The organism is Myxococcus sp. MH1 (genome assembly GCF_059738865.1).
The window spans coordinates 4,184,904-4,203,477 of sequence record NZ_AP026947.1; the positions used below are offsets into that span (position 1 = coordinate 4,184,904).

Below are 18,574 nucleotides of genomic sequence, written 5' to 3' on the forward strand. Positions count from 1 at the left end.
TCATTATCTATGAAGCAAAGGAGTTCTCCCTCATGTCCGTCGTCCTCGCCGCCCTCACGTCCGACCCGAACCTGCTGAGGTGCGAGCTCTCCCGGCTCGCCGGGCAGGTGCTCGTCCAGACGGAGCCTCGAGCGAACGCGATGGGGGTGGGCGCGTATGCCCAGGACGAGGTCCTGCTGCGGCGGCTCGCCGACGTGGAGGAGGTTCCCTCGCTGGAGTCGCTCGCCCCACCCACCGAGTCCGAAGCGCTCCTGTTCCACGCGGGCCGGCTGCCCCTGGGCGCGTCGCTCGAGGAGAACACCCAACCCTTCCGCTCGCGCCGGTGGCTGTTCGCCCATCAGGGCGCCATCAGCGGGTTCGAGCAGCTCCGGGGGCCGTTGATGGCCTCGCTCCCCGAGCACCTCCAGCGTCAGGTGCGCGGCGGCACCGACAGCGAGGTCCTCTTCGCGCTCTTCCTGCGTCAGCTGCGCGACGTCGGCCGCACGGATGATCCGCGCCTGGAGCCCCAGGTCGCCGGACGCCTCCTGGCGGACACCGCGCGCGAGGTCGTCAAGCGCTCCATGGAGCTGGGCATCCCCCGCGCCTCCACGCTCAACCTGGTGGCCACCAACGGGCTCCTGCTCGTGGCGAGCCGCTGCGGCGAGGAGCCGCTCTACTACTCGCGGCTGGAGGGCGGAGCGGAGTGCGAGCCCTGCGGCGTGACGGCGAGCACCCCGGAGAGCCAGCCCGCTGTCGGCGCGCACCGCCGTCGTCGCACCGTCGTCGTGGCGAGCCACCTCCAGCGCCCCGGCAGCTGGGTGGAGCTGCCTCGCGGCACCACGCTCGCCGTGGGCCTGGACCTGCAGGTCCACCTGCTCCAGGGCCACTGAGCCCGGAGTCGCCCTCTCGCTCGCAGTCCCGCTCGGGGCGCGTGGGTCCTCCGCGCCCCGTCGCGATGGGGCCGAGCGGGGAAATCCCAGCGCTTCCTGGCCGAAGCCGGTGAAGCCCGGAAGCGAAAAAGCAAAAACCCTGGATTCTAGACACCTCTTCCAGAGAACGGAAGCCCAATCCATGGGTGGATTGTGAACCGCTTTACAAGGCTTCGGGATTCGTTGCCTCATACCCGCGTAATCCCAAGGGATTTACTCCGGGAACGAGCCCTTTGCCGTCGCCTCTGCCTGCCTCCGCCTCGCTGGACCCGCACCTGTCGGTGACCGTCCGACATCCCGTGGACGCGGTGGTGGCGGCCTCGCTGAGCCGGCGCTTCGCGCGCGAGTCGGGGCTGTCGGCGGCGTCCAGCGCGGAGGTGGCGGTGGTGGTGAGCGAGCTGGCCACCAACCTGGTGCGCCACACGCGGGTGGGCGGCACGGTGGAGCTGTGGCGCGAGGACTGCTGGCTGTGCATCCGCGCGCGCGACCGGGGCCCGGGCATGGCGGAGCCGGAGCGGCTCTTCCTGGGCCGCGCGGGCCGGCCCGGGCCGCTGCCCGGAGAGAGCCTGGGCGAGGGCGGCGCGGCGGTGCGGCGACTGACGGACGAGGTCCGTGTGTCCAACCGCGAGGGCGGGGGCCTGGAAGTGTTCGCACGCAAGCGCATGAAGCTGGAGGCAAGCAAGCCGTGGTGAGTCGTGGTGGGACCAGTTCGCAGCTGCTCGGTGTCCTCCAGCACTTCATGTCGGAGACCGCCGCGAGGCTCGTGCTCAGGGGGACGCTGGAGCCGCTGCGGTTGAGCGCGGACACGCTGGGCACGGCGGAGCTGCCCCGGGTCATCGAGGCGCTGGAGCCGGCCACGCGGCACTTCGTGGACCCGTCGAGGCGGCCGGACCTGTCCGCGCGGCTCAAGGCGCTGCTGGCGACGGCCGCCGTGCCCAGCGGCCTGGGGCTGCGCCAGCCCTCGGCGACGTCCAGCGCTCCGGTGGAGGCGCGGCCCACGACGTATCAGGTGCGCACGGAGGCGGACGCCAGCCAGGCGCGGCTCGCGGCGCGCGCCCTGTGCGAGGCCATGGGCGGCCGCGGCTACGAGTGCCAGAAGGTCGCGACGGCGGTGAGCGAGCTGGCGCGCAACCAGGTGTCCTATGCCGGCGGCGGCACCATCCAGCTCATCCCGGTGCAGGCGCCGCGCAAGCTGCTGCGCGTGCGCGCCGAGGACCAGGGCAAGGGCATCCCCGAGCTGGAGCGCGTGCTGTCCGGCACCTACCGGAGCAAGACGGGCATGGGCCTGGGCATCCTGGGCGTCAAGCGGCTGGCGGACAGGTTCGAGGTGAAGACCGGCCCCGTTGGCACCCAGGTGGAGTTCGAGGTGTGGCTGTGAGGCTCGCCGTCGCCCACCTGACGCGGCCCAAGCCGGGCGAGGTGGAGAACGGCGACGGCGTGGTGGTGCGCTCCGGGCCGGGCGTCACGCTGCTCGCGGTGGTGGACTCGCTGGGCCACGGGCCCGCCGCGGCCCTGGCGACGGCGGCCGCCACGCAGTGCCTGACGCGGATGCCGCTGACGTCCTCGGTGGAGGAGCTGGTGGCCGCGCTGCACGTGGCGCTCAAGCACGGCCGGGGCTCCGCGGTGATGCTGGCCCTGTTCGACGGGAGCGTCCTGCACGCGGGCGGCGTGGGCAACGTGGAGCTGCGCACGCTGGGCACGCGGGTGCCGGTGCTCCCCACGCCGGGCATCCTGGGCCAGTCGTTCCGGACGCTGCGCACCGTGTCCACGCCGCTGTTGCCCAAGGACCGGCTGGTCCTCTTCTCAGACGGGCTGAGCTTCCGCCTGGACCTGGAGCAGGTCCGCGGCCAGCCCCCCGACGCGGCCTGCGCGGTGCTCCTGGAGCGCTTCGGCCGCGCCACCGATGACGCCACCGTGCTGGTGGCGGACGTGGAGCCTTCATGAGCCACCCCGAATCCCCCCTGTCCTCGCGTGACCTGTCGCGCATCCCCATCATCCCCCTGTGGGGACAGCTCATCGTCCCCCTGCAGGGCGACATCACCGACGCGCAGGCCGCGCAGCTCTGCTCGGACGTGCTGCGCGACATCCAGCGCACCGGCGCCAGGGGGATGGTGGTGGACATCTCCGGCCTGTGGCTGGTGGACAGCCACCTGTGCGCGGTGCTGGCGCGGCTGGCGGGCTCGGCCCGGCTGATGGGCACGCGCACCGTGCTGTGCGGCATGGGCGCGGACGTGGCGCTCACGCTGCAGAGCATGGGCATCCAGCTGGACGGCGTGGAGACGGCGCTGGGGCTGGAGGAGGGCCTGGCGCTGCTCGGCGTCCGGGCGGTGGGCGCGCGCACGGAGGAGTCCGAGCGGGAGCAGGCGCAGCGGCTGGCCGACGAGATGCTCGGCCTTGTCGCCCCGGCGTCCCCGCGCACCGTCGTCTGACCGTCGTCCGAAGGAGGCGCCATGAGCCACACCCCGTCCGCTCCGCTGTCCATCGCCCCCGAGCGCATCGGCCGCATCATCGACGTGCTGTCGCTCATCTCGGTGGGGGAGTTCTCCTCCGCGCGCACCACCATCGACATCCGCGAGCAGGACGAGCTGGCGGCGCTGGAGGAGACGCTCAACATCTTCGTGCGCGAGCTGGCCTCCACCCGCCGCGAGCACGAGGAGGCGCTCACGCGTCTGGCGGCGAGCCACCGCGAGCTGGAGGAGAAGCTGTCCACCATCGACCGGCAGCGCGACGCCATCCGGGACTTGTCCACGCCCATCATCGAGCTGTGGGACGACATCCTCACGCTGCCCATCGTCGGCGTGGTGGACACCCAGCGCGCCATGGAGATGACCGAGCGGCTCCTGCACCGCGTGGTCCAGGGCAAGGCCCGCTGCGTCATCATCGACATCACCGGCGTGGAGGTGGTGGACACGATGACGGCCAACCACTTCATCAAGATGGTGGGCTCGGCGCGGCTGCTCGGCGCCTACTGCGTGGTGACGGGCATCCGCCCGGCGATCGCGCGGACGCTGGTCCAGATTGGCGTGGACCTGCGGGAGGTGAAGACGCTCGGCAGCCTCAAGGAAGGCCTGCGCGACTGTTTCCTGCACCTGAATGGCCGCGGCGCGGGCCCCCACCGCTGAAGCCCTCGCGGCCGCTGGAGGAGACACGACATGGTTCGCATGTGGACGTTCGGTGACAGCAAGGTGTGGCTCGAGTCGCCGGACATCGTGCGGCTCGTCAACGTGGGCCCGTTCGACGTCAAGCTCATCCATGACCTGGCCGGCGTGGCCGAGGAGCTGCGCGGGACGCACCCCACGCTCTATCTCATCAATGACTCGCGGCGGACCTCGAGCATCACCTCCGAGGCGCGCCGCATCTTGAGCGAGACGCCGGAGGTGATGCCCTTCGCCGGCACCGTCATCTTCGGCGCGAGCTTCTCGCTGCGCACCATGGCGAACATGATGGGCCGCGCCTCCCTGCTGCTGGGGCGGACGCGGAGCGCGCCGTTCGGCATGGTGGACACGGAGGACCAGGCCCGCGCCTGGGTGGCGGACCTCCGCGCGCGGGCGCAGGCGGTCTCCCGCGCCTCCTGAGCGGGGCAGGGGGGGAAGAAATCGTCACGCCCCGATGCAAAGAAAATCCCCGGGTGCCGACCTCCAGGTGAACGAGGGGGGAGCGGCGCGAAGGCGCCGAGCCTGTCCCGCGTCCTGGCGCGACAGGCGCGCCAGCGTCAGCCCGGAGATGAACCCCATGAAGCTGTTGCGTACGGCCCTTGCCTCGCTGTGCCTCGCCTCCCTGCTCACCGCGTGCGGAGAGCCCCCGCCGGAGGATGCGCCCGGTTCGCTCGACACGAGCGTGCAGGAGCTCCCGCCCCTCCCGGACCCCGGAGAGGAGGAGCCGGGGGGAGGTGGCTGCGGTGGCTGCGGCGGCGGCTCCACGCCCGTCACCATCAGCACGGTGCAGAACACCACGCCGCCCGTCTACATCAACGCCAACATCCCCCTGTACCCGCTGGCCTACGGGCGCCCCAGGGACTGGTGCCGGCAGTCGAGCTACGTGTCGATGAGCTACACCAGCCCGCTGAGCCCGGGCGGCTCGCTCACCTTCAGCGGCGTCGTCGCGCCGAGCACCAAGGTGAACTTCTACATCTACGACACGCTGGGCAACCTGGTGAAGACGCACCAGACGCACCACTCGCACGACAACTGCGTCATCGCGCACGAGCAGGAGGTCACCCACACGTACGGCCTGTCGGCGGGCACCTACCTGGTCTACGCGTCGTACTGGTTCATCGGCATCTACCTGAACGACGGCTGGTACATGAACGGCGGCCAGGGCCCGCTGGGGTACACGAACGACTACGTGGGCTCGTTCGTCATCCAGTGACGTGAAGCGCTCGCCCCTGTGCGTTGGGGCGAGCGCCTCGTGCCTCGCGCGTCCGTTCAGCGCCGGCGGCGGAACATCGCCACCAGGCCCGGCGCCGCGACGCACAACAGCCACCCGAACACCTCCAGGGGACTGCCGCCCGTCGACGCGCAGCCCACGCCGCCGCCCTCCACCAGACTGGGGCGGATGGTGTGCCAGGCGCGATGGGCGGGCGCCACCTCCACGTTGCCCGCGAAGTCCGTCGCCCAGACGTCCAGCGTGTGGTCTCCCTCCGCCAGGTTGCGCAGCGTGAGCTCCTTCGCGCAGGGCTCCGGGTCCTTGCCATCCACCGAGCACCGGAAGCTGGCGACCTCCTCGGACGTGTCCAGGATGAAGGTGACGTTGGCGAGCGTGCTGGTGCCCGTGGGGCCGCCGGTCAACGTCGTCACGGGGGGGATGAAGTCCAACCGGAACAGGCGCGGGTCGGAGCGGGTGCCCGTGTTGCCCGCGGCATCCACCGAGTACACGCGCAGGGCCTGGTCTCCGTGCACCGTGGCCTTGTCCACGACGAGCGTCCACTCGCCTCTATCATTGGCCATGGCGGTGCCCACCACCAGGCCGTTGAGCTCCGCGGTGAGCGTCGTGCCCGCCTCGGCCGTGCCGGTGACGGTATCGAAGCTCCGGCCGAGGATGCTGCCCTCCGTCGGCGTGATGATGAGCGGCGCTCCCGGCGCGGTGGCGTCCACCGTGAAGGTGCGCGCCTCGGCCTTCTCTCCGCGCCGGTCGAACGCATCCAGGCAGTCCGCCGTGACGGTGTACGCGCCCTCGGTCAGGTCGGCGGTGGGCGTGAACGACCACTCACCCGCGCCGTTGACGGTGATGGTGGGCGTCTGGGGTTGGTCGTTCAGGTGGACGGTGAGCCGGCACTGGGGCTGGGCGGTGCCGCGAATCGAGGGCCGGCGGGAGCGCAGCAGCGCGCCCGGCGCCGGCGACAGCAGCACGGGGGGCGTGGGGTCCTCCAGGTCCAGGGTGAACCTGCGCACGGCCATCCGCGCCGTGTTGCCCGCCGCGTCCCGCGCCTCCACGGAGAACTCGTGGACGCCGTTGGCCAGGGGCTCCAGGGGCTCGTAGCTCCAGTTGTTCGCGGCGTCCGCGGTGACGCTCGGCAGCGGCTTGCCGTCCAGGGTGATGGTGATGATGCTGTTCGGCTCCGAGGTCCCCATGAAGCGCGGCCTGGCCAGGGTGAGGACATCCCCCTCCTTGGGCGACGCGACGACCAGCGGAGGGTTGAAGCCGGAGTCCACCGTGAAGCGGACCGGGAGGGACGGCTCGCTCAGGTTCGCCGCCGTGTCCCGCGCCCTTGCGGTGAGGTCGTGGGGGCCCTGCGACAGCGAGGGCGAGGTGAAGGACCAGGTCCCGCCCTCTCCCACCGTCGTGGTCAGCGTGCTGCCGCGCTCGTCACCGTCGATGGCGAGGATGATGGTGGTTCCCACGTCCCCCGTGCCGGTGATGGTGGGGCGCGCGGAGGTGATGGCCGTCCCGTCCACGGGATAGGTGATGGTGGGGCGGTTGGGGGGCGTGACGTCGACCTCCAGGTCGATGCCATTGGACGCGGCGCTGATGTTGCCCGCGGCATCCGTCGACTTGGCCGTCACCGTGTGCTCGCCCCCGGGGATGGTGGTGACCCTGGTCATGATCCACGTCCCATTGGAGCCCGCCACCACCCGCGCGTTGACGCGGAGGTTGCCCTCGATGAAGAGCTCCACGGTGCTTCCCGCCTCGGCCGTCCCCGAGAAGTCCACGCCCGCGCTGCCCACCAGGATGCCGGAGTTCGGCAGCAGGATGACGGGCGGGTTCGGCGGGGTGACGTCCACCCGGAACGTGTCGACGGTGGCGTCGCTCTTGTTCCCCGTGGCGTCGGTGGCGGTGACGCTCAGGTTGTAGATGCCGCTGGTGGTGAAGACCTGCGTGGGCAGGGTCCAGATGCGGCTGGCGCCGGCCTGGACGGCGGGGGACGCGACACCGTTGATGGTGACGACCACCGTGCTTCCGGCCTCCGCCTCTCCCTCGATGGTCGTGCCCGCGGTCCCCACGACGGTGTCGGCCCTGGGGGTGGTGATGATGGGCTTCGCCGGAGGCGTGGTGTCGACGGAGAAGATGCGCGTCGCCGGGTCGCTCTTGTTGTTGAGCGCGTCGGTGGCGGTGACCACCGCGGTGTGCTCGCCGTCCGGGATGTTCGTCTTCGTCGGGACCGTCCACTGCCCGTCGGCGGCGGTCGTGGCCGTCCACGACAGCGTGCCCACGACGACGTCCACCCGGCTCGCCGGCTCGGCGGTGCCGCTGAAGGCCGTGCCGGCGACGCCCACCCGGGCCGCGTTGGCGGGCGTCACGATGACGGGCACGTCGGGCTTCGTCGTGTCCACGTTGAACGTGACCTGGGCGGCGCTGCTGACGTTGCCGGTGGCGTCGGTGGCGGTGACGGACGCGGTGCGGCTGCCATCCGGGATGTTCGTCTGCACGGAGACGGTCCACCGGGTGTCAGGGCCCGCGGTGGTGCTCCAGTTGAGCGCGCCCACGACGACCTTCACCGTGCTGCCGGCCTCGGCCGTGCCGGAGAAGCCCGTGCCCGCGACGCCAATCTGGGCGCCTCCGATGGGCGTCTCGATGACGGGGATGGCGGGCGGCGTGGTGTCGACGGTGAAGGAGCGCGTCACGGCGGCGCTGACGTTGCCCGCGGCGTCGGTGGCGGTGACGGACGCGGTGCGGTTGCCATCCGCGAGGGTCGTCACCGGCGCGAGGGCCCATTCGCCATCCGAGCTGGTCGTGGTGCTCCAGTTGAGCGCGCCCACGACGACCTTCACCGTGCTGCCGGCCTCGGCGGTGCCGGAGAAGCCCGTGCCAGCCGTGCCCACCCGGGCGCCCGCGGCGGGCGTCACGATGACCGGCTCGCCCGGCGCCGTCTTGTCGATGGTGAAGTGGACCTCACGCGCGTCGCTGACGTTGCCGGTGGCATCGGTGGCGGTGACGGACGCGGTGCGAGCGCCCTCGGGGATGTCCGTCCTCGTCGGGATGGACCAGCGGCCGTTGGCGGCCGCGGTGGTCGTCCACTCGAGCGCGCCCACGACAACCTTCACCGTGCTGTTCGCCTCGGCGGTGCCGGAGAAGCCCGTCCCCGCGGGGCCCACGTGGGCCCCCTCGGCGGGGACCTCCACCAGGGGCAGCGCCGGCCTCTGGGTGTCGACGTTGAAGAGGACCTCCGTCGCTCCGCTGACGTTGCCGGTCTCGTCGGTGGCGGTGACGGAGGCCGTCTGCGCGCCATCCGGGATGGCCGTCGTCGTCGCGACGCTCCAGCGGCCATCCGCGCCCGTCGTGGCCGTCCAGGCGAGCGCGCCGACGTTGACCGTCACCAGGGTGCCCAGCTCGGCGGTGCCGGAGAAGCCCGTGCCCGCCGGACCCACCCGGGCGCCCGCGGCGGGCGTCTCGATGGTCGGCGCGGCCGGAGGCACCGTGTCGACGATGAACGTCACCGTCGTGGCCGCGCTGGTGTTGCCCGCGGGGTCCGTGGCGGTGACGGAGGCGGTGCGGCTGCCATCGGGGAGGCTCGTCTGCGCGGCGATGGACCAGCGGCCGTTGGCGGCCGTGGTGGTCGTCCACGAGGCGCTGCCGACGGAGACCCTCACGAGGGTGCCCGCGACCGCGGTGCCGGAGAAGCCCGTGCCGGCCGTGCCCACCCGGGCGCCCGTGGCGGGCGTCTCGATGACTGGCGCGGGCGGAGGCGTCAGGTCGACGGTGAAGTTCGACGTGGTGGTGGAGCTGCTGTTGCCCAGCTCGTTGGTGGCGACGGCGGTGACCTTGTGCGTTCCCTCCGTGAGGGTTCCGCTGAAGCTCACCGTCCACTGCCCGTTGGCCGCCGCGGTGACGGTGCCGAGCAGCACATCATCCAGGTGGACCGTCACCTGGTTGCCCAGCGTGGCCATTCCCGTGAACGCGGTGCCGGCCGGGCCCACCACGGCGTTGTTGGCGGGGGCGGTGATGGTGGGCGCGACGGCGGGCGTCTTGTTGACGGTGAAGGTGACCGTCCTCGCGGCGCTGACGTTGCCCAGGCTGTCGGAGGCGGTGACGGAGGCGCTCTGCGCGCCCTCGGGGATGTTCGTCTTCACCGGGACGGACCAGGTGCCACCGGCGCTGGTCGTGGCCGTCCACGTCTGGGCGCCCACCGTGACGCTCACGGTGCTGTTGGCGTCCGCGGTGCCGGAGAAGCCCGTGCCGGCGGTGCCCACCACGGCGCCCTCCGCGGGCGTCGTGACGACGGGCACTCCGGGAGGCGTGGTGTCGATGATGAAGTTGACCGTCGTCGCCTCGCTGACGTTGCCGGCGGTGTCCGTGGCGGTGATGGAGGCGGTGTGGCTGCCATCCGCGATGGTCGTCTGCGCGGGGACGGACCAGGCGCCGTTGGCGGCGGCCGTGGCCGTCCACGACGCGCTGCCGACGGTGACCCGCACCTGGCTGCCCACCTCCGCGGTGCCGGAGAAGCTGATTCCGCTCCGGCCCACGCGGGTGCCCGGCGCGGGCGTCGTGACGACGGGCACGGCGGGAGCCGTCGCGTCGACGGTGAAGGTGCGCGTGGTGGTGGAGCTGGTGTTGCCAATCCCATCGGTGGAGAGGGCGGTGACGGTGTGCTGGCCCTCGCTGAGGGTGCTGCTGACCGTCACGCTCCACAGCCCGTTGGCCGCGGCGGTGACGGTGTCGACCAGGTTGCCGTCCAGGTTCACCGTCACGCGGTTGGTGGCGGTGGCCGTCCCCGAGATGGTCAGCCCCACCGGACCCACGGGCGTCGCGGTGGTGGGCGTGGTGATGGTGGGCGCGCTGGCGGGCGTCTTGTTGACGGTGAAGTTGACCGTCCTCGCGGCGCTGACGTTGCCCGCGGCGTCGGTGGCGGTGACGGACGCGACGCGGGACCCCGCGGGGATGTCCGTCTGGACGGGGACGGACCAGGCGCCCCCCACGGCGGCCGTGGCCGTCCACGTCTGGGCGCCCACCGTGACCGTCACCGTGCTGCCCGCCTCGGCGGTGCCGGAGAAGCCCGTGCCGGCCATGCCCACGGTGGAGCCCTCCACGGGCGTCGTGACGACGGGCCTCGCCGGCGCCGTGAGGTCGACGGTGAAGGCGACCGTCGTCGCCACGCTGACGTTGCCGAACGTGTCCGTGGCCGTGACGGAGGCGGTGCGGCTGCCCTCCGCGATGGTCGTCTTCGTCGGAACGGACCAGGCGCCGTTGGCCGCGGCCGTGGCCGTCCACGAGGTGCCGTTGACCGTGACGGTCACCGTGCTGCCTGCCTCGGCGGTGCCGGAGAAGCCCGTGCCGGCCGTGCCCACCACCTGACCCGCGGTGGGCGTGGTGACGACGGGCGCCGCCGGAGGCGTCGCATCGACGGTGAAGTTGCGCGTGGTGGTGGCGCTGGTGTTGCCGATGTTGTTGGTGGCGGTGGCGGTGACGACGTGGCTTCCGTTGGCGGGCGTGCTGTTGGCCGGCACGCTCCAGCGCCCGTTGGCGGGCACGGTGACGGTGTCGACCACGTTTCCATCCAGGCTCACCCGCACCTGATGGGTGGCGGTGGCCGTTCCCGAGAAGGTCAGCCCCGTCGGACCGACCACGGCGTCCTCGGCGGGCGCGCTGATGACCGGCGCGGCGGGGGGCGTCTTGTCGACGGTGAAGGTGACCGTCCTCGCGGTGCTGTCGTTGCCCGCGGCGTCGGTGGCGGTGACGGAGGCGGTCTGGCTGCCCGCCGGAAGGGTCGTCTGCGTGGGGATGGACCAGGCGCCACCGGCCGTGGTGGTGGCCGTCCACGACTCTCCGCTGACGGTGACCGTCACGGTGCTGCCCGCCTCGGCGGTGCCGGAGAAGCCCGTGCCGGCCGTGCCCACGGTGGAGCCCGCGGCGGGCGTCGTGACGACGGGCCTGTCCGGAGCCGTGGTGTCGACGGTGAAGCTGACGGACGCCGCGGTGCTGGTGTTGCCCGCCGCGTCCCTGGCGGTGACGGAGGCGGTGCGACTGCCCTCCGCGATGGTCGTCTTCGTCGGCACGGACCAGGTGCCGCCCGCGGTCGTCGTGGCGGTCCACGAGGTGCCATTGACCGTGACCGTCACGGTGCTGTTCGGCTCGGCGGTGCCGGAGAAGCCCGTGCCCGCGGTGCCCACCTGGGTGTTCGCGAGCGGCGTGGAGATGACGGGCGCGCCTGGCGGCGTCCGGTCGACGGTGAAGGTGACCGTCGCCGCCGGACTGATGTTGCCGGTGGCGTCGGTGGCGGTGACGGAGGCGGTGCGGCTGCCCTCCGCGATGGTCGTCTGGGCGGCGATGGACCAGGCCCCACCCACGGCCGTCGTGGTGGTCCACGTGATGCCATTGACCGTGACCTTCACCGTGCTGCCCGCCTCGGCGGTGCCGGAGAAGCCCGTGCCGGCGGTGCCCACCTGGGCGCTCGCGGCCGGGGTGGAGATGACGGGCACGCCCGGCGGCGTCGTGTCGACGGTGAAGGTGACGGTCGCGGCCGGCCCCGTCTCGTTGTCCTCGTTCGTGGCGGTGACGGAGGCGGTGTGCGTGCCGTCATCGAGGTCCGTCGTCGTCGGCACCGACCACCGGCCATCCGCGCCCGTGAGGGCCTGCCACTCGAGCGTGCCGATCGTGACGGTCACCGTGCTGTCCGTCTCCGCGGTGCCGGAGAAGCCCGTGCCGGCCACGCCCACCTTCGCGTTCGCCAGGGGCACCTCGATGACGGGCGCCGCGGGGGCGAGCAGCGCCTCCACGGAGAAGTAGACCGGGTCGCTCGTGGGGCTCGCGAGCCCCTCCAGCTCCGTGTGCGCCGTGACGGCGTACAGGCCATCCTCCAGGCGGCCGGGCACCTCGATGGAGAACGCGCCGGACTCGCTGACCACCGAGGCGGGCAGCTCGCGCTCGGGCGTGGTGGGCTGGTCGGTGTTGCCCAGCTTCACGTGCACGGTGGCGCCCGGGTCCGCGATGCCCGTGACGCGCGGGGACTGGGCCTTCACGTTGGCGCCGTCTCCCGGCGCGGTGATGACCGGACGCGCGGGGATGACGAGCCCGTGCTCCAGAAGCGTCGCGCCACCTTCCTCCCCGGCGCGCGCCGCCGAGGCCTTGGCGCCCGAGACCTCCGACGCCACGAACACCGGGCAGCCCCGGAGGTTCGCGGCCTGCAGCAGCACGCTGCCCGCGCTCCTGGCCAGCAGCGCCTCACAGTCCGCGCTCTCCACCAGCCGCGCGGAGATGCTGCCGCCCGCGCCGCCCTGGGTGAGCCCCTCCAGCTCCCACGGCCAGGCTCGCGCGTCGGCCTCGATGCGCCCCGCGCCCGTGAGCTTGCGCGCGCGGAAGAAGACCACGCCGCCGCCGCTCGTCGAGCCGCTCTGCGGGCCCGCGCCGCTCGCGGTGATGACGCCGTTGTTGTGCAGCGTGTCCGCGACGAGGAAGGCCACCACGCCGCCGGACGAACCATTCCAGGCGCGCGCCCTCACTTCGCCCGTGGGGTGGATGGTGACGGCCTGGAACTCCGGCACGCGGATGACCTGCGTGCCCGGGAAGGCGAAGTCATTGAGCACCGGACGCGCGAGCAGCAGCACGCCGTCCTTCGCGCGCGACACCCGCGCCAGCTCCCACTGGCCCAGCGGGCTCTCCTCGCGCGGACCGTACGTGAAGGTGGAGAGCGACAGGGCGGCCACGGGACCCGCGTCCGCGCTCTGCAACACCATCACCAGGTCGCCCGCGGCGAAGCCCTCGAGCGTCTCCACGCGCAGCTGGCGGTCGCCCTTGCGCACCGGGCCCGTCACCGCCGCGTAGTGATTGACGACCTGACTCGAGTTGGCGGGGACCGTGAGGGACTCGTCCCGCGCCTCGCCCAGGCCGAAGACATCCGCTTCGGCGAACGCGGAGTGCGCGCCCAACGCCACGACGCAGGTCAGAAGGTGCAACCATCTCAGTGATTTCATGGCGTGGCTTCCAGGTTCGTCGGCAGCATGAGGAGGAGCTCGACCCGGCGGTTCTTCTCGCGCCCCTCGACGGTTCCGTTGCTCTGTGCGGGATGCTCCGGGCCATAGCTCCGCAATCGCAGCTTCTGGGGAGAGACACCACGCTCCACCAGGTAGCGCCACACGGCCTCCGCGCGGGCGCGACCCAGCCGTGGGTTGAAGGTCTCCGTGGCCGAGTCGTCCGTGTGTCCATCCACCGTCATCAGCTTCACCGACGGGTTGGTCAGCATCAGCTCCACGGCGCGCTCCAGGTCCGGCGAGGACTCGGGCAGCTCCGCGCTCCCGACGCGGAAGTACACGCGGCCGTCGAGCACGAACTTGTCCCGGGACACGTTCGCGACGGGCGAGGCCTCGCCGGGGTTGGGAATCATCGAGCCCTGCATGTCCGACACGCGCCGGTTCGGCGCGGGCGTGGGCAGCGGCACCGACTCGTGCACGATGCTCGTGTCGCTGTCGGGCCGGGTGTCCTCGCCCAGCAGCGAGTTGAACGCCACGCCGGCGACCAGGCGGAACAGCGGGATGCCCGGCTCCGAGCCGAAGCCCAGGCCGCCGAGCGCGAACAGCTCCACGCCCTCGCGCGGCGCATAGCGCGCGCCGCCCAGCACCTCCACCGCGCCCCGCGCCTGCTTCCAGGAGAGCGCCGCGTTGATCGCCACCTCCGCGCGCAGCGGCGCCCCCGTGGTCATCAGGCCCGCGCCCAGGCGCAGCTCGCTGCCCAGCTCGCGCGCCTCCAGCGTAGGGACCTCGATGGTGACTCCGCGCCGCACCAGCACGCCCAGCTCGAACGACGGCGCCAGGATGGAGCCCAGCATGCCGCCCACCATGACGCGCGCCAGGATGCTCGTGTCGGCGCCCCGCGCGAACGCGCCCTGCGTCCCGAACGGCAGATAGACGCTCACCTCCGAGGCGAGGTCCACCGCGTCGTCCTCCTCCGTGCGCAACAGGCCCACCCGCGCGCCCACGCGCGGAGAGCCCACGCCGTGCCGCGTGGGCCCCAGCAGCCCCTGCGAGGCCAGGTCGTCTCCCTCACGCTGGGTCAGCACCGGGATTCGCGCGTCGATCTGCAGCCGCGAGCTCAAGCCGAGCGCCACCGCGAGCACGCCCGTCGTGCGGCTCGTCAGGATGGGCATCGTCTCGCCCTTCGCGTTGAGGGTCATGGGCTCGTGCTGGTAGTGCCCCAGGATGAGCACCCGGAGCTCGGCCGCGCGCAGCACGGTGCCACCGCCCGTCGCGAGGGGGCCGGGACCTGGGTTGATCTCCAGCCGCTCCATCAAGAAGGCGGGCAGCGCCGCCGGCTCCTGGGCGAACGCGCCGGGCGCCAGCAGCAGCAGCGCCAGCGTCCCCATCCGTTGCCACGTGAGGCACCACCCACTCATCCGCGTCCCATGGCGCATGACCGACATTGGTGCTCATGCGGGAGACAGCCCGCGGCCACACGCCGGCTCGGCCTGAGAGCAAGGCACGTACCAAGGAGGCGCGCGGGAGGGGGCGTGTCGCGAGCACCCCGGGGGAGGGTCCGGGCTGCGTACCGGCGGAACGCGGCTGCGTCCGGGAGGACCGCAGGAGCGGCGGGCAGGCGGGGTCCTCCCCAGGGGAAGCGCTGGCACGGAAAGGGCAAGCGCAGGCCGGCGCATGGCCTTCCAGGAACGACTCGCGCTGTCCCTCACCCTGACCCTGGGCGGGCAGTCCTTCGTCATCCCGGGGGGGCAGGTGGAGGCCTTCTCCGTGGACCTCCAGTCCCATGGGTTCACCGCGGAGGTGAACTTCTGGACCGGTCTGGAGAAGGACGACGGGCCGCTCTTCACGGCCTTCGCCACCCCGGACCTCCTGGACGTGAAGCTGTCCATCTCCGGCGGCTACCCCGTCCCCCAGCCCCCACCCAAGCCGCTCATCCTCCATGGCCTGGCCCGGGAGCGCTCGCTGGAGGCCCGGACCCATGGCCCGGTGGGCGGCGCGCCGGTGCGCTTCCGGCGCTACACCGTGGTGTTCGAGGACGCCGCGCGCGTGCTCTGGCGCCAGCACCGCCCCACGGAGCTGCGCACGGACTTCGCGCTGAAGACGCTGTTGACGGAGCACACCGCGGGGGCGTTCACCCTCGACTTCGACTGGGACGTGCTCGACGAGAAGCGGCCCCTGGTGTGCCTGGCGCTGGGCGAGGATGCGCCGGGCGTGGGCCTGTACGACTTCGTCGCGTGGCTCGCGGACACGCGGGGTGGTGTGTGGGCCTATGACTGCGTGAAGGACCAGTACGGGCTGTGGGGACGCAAGCCTCCGGTGAGCGGCGCGAAGCCGCTGTCGCGCACGAAGGTGGAGCGGCTGGACGTGGTCCTCCCCGCCATCCCTCGCAACGCGGCGCGGGTGCTCAACGCCTCCACGCTCAAGTCCTCCACGCTGGAGGTCCCCGCGAGCAAGGGTGCGGGCGTCGCGGGCATCCATCAGGACCACCTGGTGCGCACGCCCATCGTGTCCGTGGTGGAGCAGCGCCAGGCGCTCGAGGTCAACCGGCTGCGCGTCCCGCAGCGCAGGTACCGGATGACGTTCGGCCACTTTCCCACCGTGCCGGTGAGCCCGTGGGCCGGGCTGCGGTTGGAGGGGCCGCTGTGGGGCGCCTCGGTGGTGGGGAGCGGCGAGGACCTCCGCGTGGTGGAGCTCTCCTTGTCGGCGCGGACGCTCGATGAGGGGCCACACGCGGGGCTGCAGCTGAAGGACACGGGGTTCGAGGTGGAGATGTCGCTGTTGGCGGAGCGCGCTTCGGACACGACGGTGTCGCTACCCGCGCACCACGCGCCTCGCTATCCCATCCACGTCGAGGGCAAGGTGCTCAGCCCCGGAGGCGGGGAGAAGGACCGCATCTACCTGCTGTCCGAGGACAAGAAGACGTCGGTGCTCACGTGGCGCGTGAAGGTGCCGCTGTGGAACAAGGACGTGAGCGTGCCGGCGGAGCCGGGCTTCTTCCCGGGCCACTTCTACTTCCCGCCGTACAAGAACGCGCGCGTGCTGGTGGCGCTGCACTTCGACCGGGCGGAGCTCCACCGTCACCTGGACTGGGCGGACGCGGCGCGACTGCCGCAGGACGGGCAGGGGGACGGCATCCTCCTGGGGAAGAACGACACCAGCCAGACGTCCATCGTCCACGACTTCCAGGACATGAAGCCCGTGTGGCACCTGGAGCGCACCTCGGGGCCGGACACCGAGACGGTGCGCATGGCCGAGGGCACGATGATGTTCCGGACGAAGGAGCTGCCCGGCGCCGCGTCCGTCACGCCCACGTTCGATGTCTCGCCGCAGGTGGAGACCGCGCGCGCGGACCTCTCGGCGGGGGTCGGCGGCGCGATGGGGGAGACGACCGCCGCGTACCGGGTGGCCTCGGGCAGCTCGCAGGCGAAGCTGGACGGGGCGTCGTCCGAGACGCAGGCGGCGCTCGAGTCCGCGCAGGCCGAGGTCTCCGCGAAGGTCTCCGAGGCGAAGGCCGAGCTCAAGGGCGCGCTCTCCGGGCTGGAGGGACGCACGTCCTCGCTCACCCGCGCGGCCTCCGAGGCCCGCGCGGCGCTGGAGCAGCTCAAGTGACGACACTCGCGCGATGGGGTGATTCTCCGGGAATGGGGGTCGAGTCGTGAAGGCACTGCTGGGCACGCTGGCGGAGCTGCGGGGAGACCTGGAGACGACGGGCTCGGGGGGCGTGGCCCGCATCGGTGACGCACGCTCGGCCATCGAGTCCATGGCGGAGGGCGTCACCGCGCTCATCGCCTCGATTCGTCCGGAGCTGGAGCCTCCGCTGACGGGGCTGCTCGCGCGCATCGACGCGCTCGACGCGAAGCTCGCGGCGACGAAGCAGCCGGAGGCGGAGCGGATGCGCGAGCAGCTGGCGCCGCTGCGCTCCCGGGTGGATGGCACGTCCCAGTCGATGGCGTCGAGCCTCGCGAGCCTGGAGGGTGGGGCGGGGGGCTCGCTGACGTCCGCGAAGGACGGCGCGGCGACGTCACTGGGAGCGCTCGAGGCGACGTTGTCCACGCAGGTGCAGTCGCTGACGGGGCAGGTGGAGGCGGTGGAGAAGGCCATCGTCCCCGCGCAGGCGCAGGTGGACTCGCTCATCAAGCAGGCCAACGAGGCGCTGGAGACGCTGGTCGCGGGCGCGCTGGCCTCGGTCGCCGCCATCCGCGAGCCGCTGAAGATGGCGGTGGACACGGCGATGGCGACGCTGGACGCCGTCGTGGAGAAGCTCGCCGCGCTCAAGGAGCAGGTGCTGGCCCTCTTCACGCCGCTGCCCGCGGTGCTGGAGCAACTCCAGACGCTGTACCAGACGCTCGTTGGTTCGCTGGAGGCGCTGCTCACCAAGGTGAACACGCTCCTGGATGCCATTCCCGCGGCGAACCTGCCCAAGCCCCTGGTGACGCCCGCGGTGCAGGCCATCCAGCAGGTGGTGACGCAGATCACCACGCAGCTGGGCACGTTCTCCACGCAGATGACGACGCAGATGGGCACGCTCCAGGACCAGGTGCTCACCCAGGTGGACCAGGTGCGCACGCAGGCGCTCGCGCAGGTGGAGACGGTGCAGAAGCAGCTGGTCCAGCAGGTGGACACGCTCAAGCAGACCGTCCTCCAGCAGGTCGAGCCCGTCAGCGCGCAGATGGACCAGGCCGTCGCGGCCGCCGTCACCCAGGTGGGCACGGCGAAGGACCAGGCCATCGCCCAGGTGACGACGGTGCAGGACCAGATGGCCGCGCGCGTGGACGCGGTGAAGACGCAGGTGAAGTCCCAACTGCCCACGCTGCAGGAGCAGGTGGACGCGGGCGCGCAGGCCGCGCAGGCGCAGGTGGAGACCGCGCGAGCCTCGGCCGAGGACCAGGTCACCTCGACGCGCGCGACGTTGAAGTCCCAGGTCGACGCGACGACGAGCAGCGTGAACGCGGAGCTGGATGCGCTGGAGGCGCGGCCGATTCCGACGGCGTCCTCGGTGGAGCAGAAGCTGGCCGCGGGCGAGGCGGCCGCGCGGGCCCAGGTCGAGTCCGCGAAGGCGCAGGCGGAGTCCGCGAAGGCGCAGGCGGAGTCCGCCCAGGCGAAGGCGGAGGCGGAGGCCAAGGCCCAGGTCGAGTCCACCCAGGCGAAGGCCGAAGCGGAGGCCCAGGCCCAGGCCCGGGCTCCTACGTCCGAGGCCGCGCTGAAGTCCGAGGCCGAGGGCCGCGCGGAGGCGGAGCTCGGCGCGAGGACGGCCACCGCGCCGGGCCTCAAGCGCCCGTCGAAGGCCTGAGCCTCCGAGCCCCGCTGGCGCGGCACACCGGGGGG

The 18,574-nt window shown here is 72.3% G+C and carries 12 protein-coding genes; 10 read left to right on the forward strand and 2 right to left on the reverse strand.

The annotated features are described in order from the left end of the window. Positions 1-32 precede the first annotated feature (32 nt). From AC6JA9_RS16795 to AC6JA9_RS16830, 8 genes are all read left to right on the forward strand, one after another. Entirely contained in the window at positions 33-869 is an 837-nt protein-coding gene (locus AC6JA9_RS16795; RefSeq protein WP_223746835.1) for a class II glutamine amidotransferase, read from the forward strand. A gap of 272 nt (positions 870-1,141) precedes the next feature. Continuing rightward, the gene (locus tag AC6JA9_RS16800) at positions 1,142-1,600 is read left to right on the forward strand and encodes an ATP-binding protein (RefSeq protein WP_223782962.1); all 459 of its coding nucleotides are present in this window, start codon (positions 1,142-1,144) and stop codon (positions 1,598-1,600) included. Further along, on the forward strand, positions 1,597-2,286 hold the full coding sequence (locus AC6JA9_RS16805) for an ATP-binding protein (protein WP_408891743.1): 690 nt from the start codon (positions 1,597-1,599) through the stop codon (positions 2,284-2,286). The genes AC6JA9_RS16800 and AC6JA9_RS16805 overlap by 4 nt, the downstream gene beginning before the upstream one ends. Continuing rightward, the gene (locus tag AC6JA9_RS16810) at positions 2,277-2,852 is read left to right on the forward strand and encodes a SpoIIE family protein phosphatase (RefSeq protein WP_223746837.1); all 576 of its coding nucleotides are present in this window, start codon (positions 2,277-2,279) and stop codon (positions 2,850-2,852) included. Before AC6JA9_RS16805 ends, AC6JA9_RS16810 begins: the two co-directional genes overlap by 10 nt. Then, the gene (locus AC6JA9_RS16815) at positions 2,849-3,337 is read left to right on the forward strand and encodes an STAS domain-containing protein (protein ID WP_223782960.1); all 489 of its coding nucleotides are present in this window, start codon (positions 2,849-2,851) and stop codon (positions 3,335-3,337) included. The genes AC6JA9_RS16810 and AC6JA9_RS16815 overlap by 4 nt, the downstream gene beginning before the upstream one ends. Positions 3,338-3,358: 21 nt before the next feature. Next, positions 3,359-4,030 carry an STAS domain-containing protein gene (locus tag AC6JA9_RS16820; protein ID WP_497960115.1) on the forward strand — a complete coding sequence of 224 codons (672 nt, stop codon included), beginning with the start codon at positions 3,359-3,361 and terminating at the stop codon, positions 4,028-4,030. A 30-nt stretch (positions 4,031-4,060) separates the two neighbouring features. After that, the gene (locus AC6JA9_RS16825) at positions 4,061-4,483 is read left to right on the forward strand and encodes a hypothetical protein (protein WP_223746840.1); all 423 of its coding nucleotides are present in this window, start codon (positions 4,061-4,063) and stop codon (positions 4,481-4,483) included. Between the two features lie 157 nt (positions 4,484-4,640). Continuing rightward, positions 4,641-5,276: a hypothetical protein gene (locus AC6JA9_RS16830; RefSeq protein ID WP_223746841.1), complete on the forward strand. Its 636-nt coding sequence runs from the start codon at positions 4,641-4,643 to the stop codon at positions 5,274-5,276. A gap of 56 nt (positions 5,277-5,332) precedes the next feature. Here the strand turns inward: AC6JA9_RS16830 and AC6JA9_RS16835 are convergent, their stop codons facing one another. Both AC6JA9_RS16835 and AC6JA9_RS16840 read right to left on the reverse strand, forming a co-directional pair. Beyond that, complete coding sequence (locus tag AC6JA9_RS16835; RefSeq protein WP_497960116.1) at positions 5,333-13,252, reverse strand: Ig-like domain-containing protein; 7,920 nt, start codon at positions 13,250-13,252, stop codon at positions 5,333-5,335. Continuing rightward, entirely contained in the window at positions 13,249-14,667 is a 1,419-nt protein-coding gene (locus tag AC6JA9_RS16840) for an OmpA family protein (RefSeq protein ID WP_223782956.1), read from the reverse strand. The genes AC6JA9_RS16835 and AC6JA9_RS16840 overlap by 4 nt, the downstream gene beginning before the upstream one ends. A 256-nt stretch (positions 14,668-14,923) precedes the next feature. Here AC6JA9_RS16840 and AC6JA9_RS16845 point away from each other — a divergent pair, with 256 nt between their 5' ends. Further along, positions 14,924-16,858, forward strand: coding sequence for a hypothetical protein (locus AC6JA9_RS16845; RefSeq protein WP_497960118.1), 1,935 nt, complete (start codon positions 14,924-14,926; stop codon positions 16,856-16,858). Positions 16,859-16,904: 46 nt separating this feature from the next. Continuing rightward, entirely contained in the window at positions 16,905-18,539 is a 1,635-nt protein-coding gene (locus AC6JA9_RS16850) for a phage tail family protein (protein ID WP_497960120.1), read from the forward strand. The last annotated feature ends 35 nt before the right edge of the window (positions 18,540-18,574 follow it).

Bases quoted from the DNA above. Each gene is read 5' to 3' on its own strand.
- AC6JA9_RS16835 (WP_497960116.1), bottom strand. From the start codon at position 13,252: ATGAAATCACTGAGATGGTTGCACCTTCTGACCTGCGTCGTGGCGTTG.
- AC6JA9_RS16815 (WP_223782960.1), top strand. From the start codon at position 2,849: ATGAGCCACCCCGAATCCCCCCTGTCCTCGCGTGACCTGTCGCGCATC.
- AC6JA9_RS16820 (WP_497960115.1), top strand. From the start codon at position 3,359: ATGAGCCACACCCCGTCCGCTCCGCTGTCCATCGCCCCCGAGCGCATC.
- AC6JA9_RS16795 (WP_223746835.1), top strand. From the start codon at position 33: ATGTCCGTCGTCCTCGCCGCCCTCACGTCCGACCCGAACCTGCTGAGG.
- AC6JA9_RS16840 (WP_223782956.1), bottom strand. From the start codon at position 14,667: ATGAGTGGGTGGTGCCTCACGTGGCAACGGATGGGGACGCTGGCGCTG.
- AC6JA9_RS16825 (WP_223746840.1), top strand. From the start codon at position 4,061: ATGGTTCGCATGTGGACGTTCGGTGACAGCAAGGTGTGGCTCGAGTCG.
- AC6JA9_RS16830 (WP_223746841.1), top strand. From the start codon at position 4,641: ATGAAGCTGTTGCGTACGGCCCTTGCCTCGCTGTGCCTCGCCTCCCTG.
- AC6JA9_RS16845 (WP_497960118.1), top strand. From the start codon at position 14,924: ATGGCCTTCCAGGAACGACTCGCGCTGTCCCTCACCCTGACCCTGGGC.